Below are 5,161 nucleotides of genomic sequence, written 5' to 3'. Positions count from 1 at the left end.
CATTTCAGAAATTGGGGAAATAGATCGATTTTCTGACCCTAAAAAATTGGTGGCTTGCTGGGGTCTTGCACCGTTGGTATAAATTACAACTAAATATTGAAAAAAATTCCTCCTACAGATTGGCACGAACGTTCATTCGTGTATAATTATAATATGCTTATCATAGGAGGAGCTTTTATGAATTCAATTGAATTAATTATTTTAAACTTAAATGAAGTTAGAAGAAGAAGTATAAAAGTCTGGAGATCTATTCCTGAAGAAAAACTAAGTTGGAAGCCAGATAATGAAGCAATGAATTGCCTAGAAATGGTCAGGCACGTACTGGAAAGCGAACATTATTATCACCTGGCACTTAAAAATCAAGGAAGTTTATCCGTTTTTAATTCCCCTTTTGAAAACAGACCTTATACTTCTGTAAAATCTGAATTGGAATATGCCGAACCCTATCGTAATCAATTCATAAATACAATTAGATCATTTTCTGAAGAAGACTTAACAAATATTAAGATTGACCGTTCTGATGCAGGATACATAAGAGACCTGGGGGATATGCTCCTACGCATTGGGTATCACGAATCTGTTCATATTGGTCAGTTATTAGATTATTTAAGAACCGCAGGTGTTCCAAGAATCCGTATCTGGGATTAGTGCGTAATATAGGTGCTTTCACTGTTGTGAAGCACCATTTTTAATGCGTATTGTTTTTTTAAAAGTGTTCCCTTCTTCAACTGCCCGGTTAGCCTAAATACATTTTTTCACAAACTATAATTTCATCTTAACATAAATATCCAATTATACTTAGACTTAACATCTAGTCTAATCATTTTTTGTAAGGCGATTTGTATATCAAAAACATAGGGCTTTATAAACGATTTTTTCATGAATATCTATTGAGAGAGTAGCTTCTGGGCAACTATATAGCCCGATCCGCCATTCACACCGTGTCCTGGCCATGTTGCGGCACCGAGCATATACACATTTGGAATAGCTGTCTGATGACCCGGCTGGCCTGGTAGTGGTCTAAACAGATAACTTTGCGCCAAATCGTGTGCTCCGCCGTATGGATCCCCCGGTCCTGAATTCGGGTTATACCTGGCAATGGTGTCAGGAGTTACGACATATTTTCCGATTACCGCACTAGGAATGTTTGGAATATGCTTGCTCACCACATTTAGCACACGTTCTGTAAACCGCTCTGTTAAATTGTCCGTCCAAGTACCATCGCCCACATCGATGAGGCCTGCAGCATCCCCTCGCGGACGGATGGGCACTTCCAGCACTTGAACGCGCATAATCGCTTTCCCTTCCGGTGCACGTGTTGGATCGAGGTTCGTTGAGCAGTCAACCGTAAAAGTTGGGTTTGATGGCAGCAAATCGGCCGCTCCTTGAGCAATTGCTAGTGTAAATCCGTCTAGTCCATCGGTGAGATGCGGCTGCCCGACACGGTTAAAGCGTTTATCCGGCCATCCTGGCGGTTCATTCAATGCTAAATGAATTTGGACACAGCCTCTTCCATATCGATACTGTTTCGCTTGTGCCCGAAGTGGTGGTAAAATCTCCGTATCAGCCAGTAGCGAAAGATAGAGTTGGTCAGGTGTGGTGGAAGCCACAATTGCCTGCTTGGCACGGTATTTTTTCCCCTTGGCAGTCCGTACTCCAGTCGCCCGGCCGTTCTCGACTAAGATCCGCCCGACATGAGTGTGGGTAAGAATCTCGCCGCCTTGATCCTTTATCAGCTGTGATAATGCTTGAATCAGTTTTTCGCTGCCGCCTTCTGGTGTAGGCATCCCGCCGCCCATCAGCGCCATCACGGTTAGCGGCACCCAAATTCCGCTTCCGACTTCATCTGGTGTACGGCCAAGGTGTGTGACCCAAGAGGCCAGCATCGCCCGGGTCACAGGGGATTTAAGAGAACTAACTGTGTTGCGGGCTGTTGAAACTAAGGAAGCTGCGAAAGACGAATAGCCCGCCCCGCCACCTTCGTGTAGCAAGCGCTGCAGGATTGGTGCAGCTTCAGGGCTAGAGAGATCCATATTGAATAATCCAAATACATCGTTGACATATGGATTTAACTGTTCAAACATACCAGCTAATGCAGCACCGTCACCAGGTGCCAGTCGTTCCGCCTCGGCCATTAGTCCCTCAAACGAGTTAGGCAGGACAGCGGTACGTCCGTCTTCCATTGACACACCTGTCGGCAGGTTCGTATTTAAATAACGAAGTCCACGTGCTTCCAGATCCCCTCTTAACTCAGCATAAGCGGGTCCCGTCGTAAAAAGCGGATGTGCAGCCGCAAATACATCATGTTTAAATCCTGGCAGTGTTAGTTCTTCCGTCCGCAAAAATCCGCCTGGGCGATCATTTTTTTCTAACACTAGAACGCTGCGACCTGCACGCGTTAAATAGGCAGCGGTAATTAAAGCGTTATGGCCGCTACCAATAATAATAACATCATAATTTCCCATTATATCTCTCCTTTTAGATAATCAAGCCATACCTACGGAAAAGGATATTCTGGTTTCTGGATAGTAAGTACTAAATCTAGTGAATTTTTGAAAAAATATTAAACATTCGCATTCGGAATATACGAGAGTGTACCATCGTTCTTGGTGTCGGGGTAAATCTGCATTTACCCCAATGCAAAAAATAGTGCTCTCTCGGACAATGCAGGACCTCTCCATTTACCACAATCCCCAAAATTTTGCTCATTCGGGCAATGAAAGATCCACTAAAAAGAAAAAAAGGTACCGTTCCCCATAACAATAAGGATCGGCACCCTAGTATTCTCTCTACTTCAACACTAAAATATGATTCTCCACAGCATAGACATCAAGCGCAGCCTGTAATGCTTGTCCACGATTTACGTTTACTCCGTGACGAATCAACACTGCTTCTAATCCACCTAGAACAGATAACACATTTTCCTGTCGGCAGCTATATCCCATCGTTCCAATTCTCCAGATCTTTCCGTGGAGTGGTCCAAAGGAGGAAGCTATTTCGATACTAAAGGCATCGAGCAGCATTTTTCGGACGGATTCTCCGTCCACCCCGCTTGGAATTTCTACGCAGGTGACACATGGCAGTTTATGATCAACATCGCCAAATAGCTGCAAACCCATTGCCTCCAGCCCTGCCACTAACGCGGTTTCATGATATTTATGGCGCTCGAAACGCTGCTCTAGTCCTTCCTCTAACACCAAGCGAAGCCCTTCGTACAGAGCGTAAATCATTGAAGTAGCCTCGGTATGATGATTGAGTCTTCTTGGGCCCCAATAATCTTGGAGCATGCTCAAATCAAAATAATTGCTGGCAATCGGATGACTGCTGCGGGAATAGAGAAGGTCTTCCTCTGTCGCGATCCCGCGTTCGACCTTTTTACGGGCCGAAAGGATGCTTTCAATTCGATTATTAAAGGTAATTGGTGCCATCCCAGATGGAACGGACAAGCATTTTTGCGTACCGCCTATTAAACCGTCAATACACCATTCATCGGTTTTGACATCAACACCACCGATGGAAGCGACCGCATCCACCACGAGTAATACGTCCAACTCACGGCATGCTTGCCCAATCTCTTTCAGCGGCTGCATTCGACCGGTAGATGTCTCGCCATGAACTATCGCCAGAATTTTCGGCGCAACCCGCTCCATTTCATCAATTACCGCTTGCGGATCAAATACTTCACCCCACGGACACTCCATTGTATACACTTCGGCACCATATCTTTCACAAATCTCCACTAATAAATGGCCGAATCTCCCAAAAATCGGTACAAGCACCCGGTCACCTGGTTCGATGATACTACAAAGGATGGCTTCATTTCCGGAACGGGACGTGCCATCGATGGGGAATGCCCAGCGATTCTTCGTTTGGAAAACTTCGCGAAGCATTTCCATGACTTGGTTCATAATATTTGTAAAAGCAGGATCGAATTGCCCCAAGATAGGTGTGCTCATCGCACGCAATACTCTAGGGTCAACTTCCACCGGCCCAGGGGTCATTATCGTTCTCATTGGGGTATGCAACTCAGAAAAAGCCATCTCTAACCACTCCTTAATATGCTAGTTTATATAAAACATCAGTTAATAGATCAATTCCTGTTTCTAAATCTTCCAAACTCGTAAATTCTTTTGGTGAATGACTGATACCCTTTTGACTCGGGACAAATAATAAGGAGGTGGCACATTTCGTACCAAAAACTTGGGAATCATGCCCTGCTCCTGAGATCATGTCTTGATAACGGTAGTTTTTCCGCTCTGCAATTTCGCGAGCCCACTCACACATCTCCCCGTCCATCTTTACTGGCTTTACATCCATCCATTGGGTGATCGCCACTTCCATTTGTAAACTTTCGCTGAATCGTTTAAACTCCGTGAAAATCTCGTTACAATACAGATCAATAACCTCTTCCTGGTGATGGCGAATATCCAGGCTAAACTCTACCTCACCAGCAACTACATTCGGTACATTCGGTTTTACTTGAAATCTTCCAACCGTTGCCACTAGTACAGGGTCGACCTGTTTTGCTTTTTCCGTTAAAAAAGAAATAAAATGGGAAGCAGTAGTAACCGCATCTTTCCGATAGGACATCGGGGTCGTCCCTGCGTGGTTACTTTCTCCCTTGATGTGAATGGTATAACGGCGTTGTCCAACAATATGAGTCACGATCCCCACCTGGTTCTGATTTTTCTCAAGAACCATTCCTTGTTCTATATGAATCTCAACAAACCGTTCCACATCATCGCGAACGGGAGACGAATACTTCTCAGGATCAAATCCGGCTTCTTTCATCGCTTCTAAGAACGGAATTCCTGCTGTGTCATTTACCGCTTTAACCCGGTCAAGGGTGTAAGTACCACAGATATTTCTTGACCCCCAAAAGGTAAGGGGAAAACGACTTCCTTCTTCTTCACATAGAGAAACCACTTCAATCGTTTTCTTTGGGTATCCATATGCATGAAATAGCCTCATTACAGCTATGAAACTGGCAAGAATTCCATAGGCCCCATCGTATTTACCGCCATCAATGACCGTATCCACGTGAGAGCCGGTCAAGATTGTCTTCCCATTTAAATCTGTCCCTGGTAATCTTCCAAATAAATTCCCGACACTGTCAAAGTACGTATGCAGTTTCGATTGTTCCATTTTATTTTTTAATGCT

General features: G+C 44.5%; 4 protein-coding genes. 1 reads left to right on the top strand and 3 read right to left on the bottom strand.

Annotated elements, in window-relative coordinates; all coding sequences use genetic code 11:
- The first annotated feature begins 177 nt into the window (after positions 1–177).
- Positions 178–648 (top strand): DinB family protein, encoded by a 471-nt coding sequence (locus V7659_RS23660; protein WP_335542605.1) that lies wholly within the window; start codon positions 178–180, stop codon positions 646–648.
- 239 nt (positions 649–887) lie between these two features.
- Here V7659_RS23660 and V7659_RS23655 read toward each other — a convergent pair whose 3' ends face one another.
- The 3 genes from V7659_RS23655 to V7659_RS23645 form a co-directional block, all read right to left on the bottom strand.
- Positions 888–2,465, bottom strand: coding sequence for a phytoene desaturase family protein (locus V7659_RS23655; RefSeq protein WP_335542604.1), 1,578 nt, complete (start codon positions 2,463–2,465; stop codon positions 888–890).
- Between the two features lie 324 nt (positions 2,466–2,789).
- On the bottom strand, positions 2,790–4,040 hold the full coding sequence (locus V7659_RS23650) for a pyridoxal-phosphate-dependent aminotransferase family protein (RefSeq protein ID WP_335542603.1): 1,251 nt from the start codon (positions 4,038–4,040) through the stop codon (positions 2,790–2,792).
- Positions 4,041–4,053: 13 nt separating this feature from the next.
- Positions 4,054–5,161, bottom strand: a 1,108-nt coding sequence (locus tag V7659_RS23645; protein ID WP_335542602.1) for a M20 family metallo-hydrolase, incomplete at its 5' end; no start/stop codon positions are given.

The organism is Neobacillus drentensis (genome assembly GCF_036966985.1).
GTDB classification, from domain to species: domain Bacteria; phylum Bacillota; class Bacilli; order Bacillales; family Cytobacillaceae; genus Neobacillus; species Neobacillus drentensis_E.
Note: the sequence above shows the minus strand (reverse complement) of the source record. Positions and strands in the feature narration are given on the sequence as shown.

Coding starts and splice junctions, on each gene's coding strand:
- V7659_RS23660 (WP_335542605.1), top strand. CDS start 178: ATGAATTCAATTGAATTAATTATTTTAAACTTAAATGAAGTTAGAAGA.
- V7659_RS23655 (WP_335542604.1), bottom strand. CDS start 2,465: ATGGGAAATTATGATGTTATTATTATTGGTAGCGGCCATAACGCTTTA.
- V7659_RS23650 (WP_335542603.1), bottom strand. CDS start 4,040: ATGGCTTTTTCTGAGTTGCATACCCCAATGAGAACGATAATGACCCCT.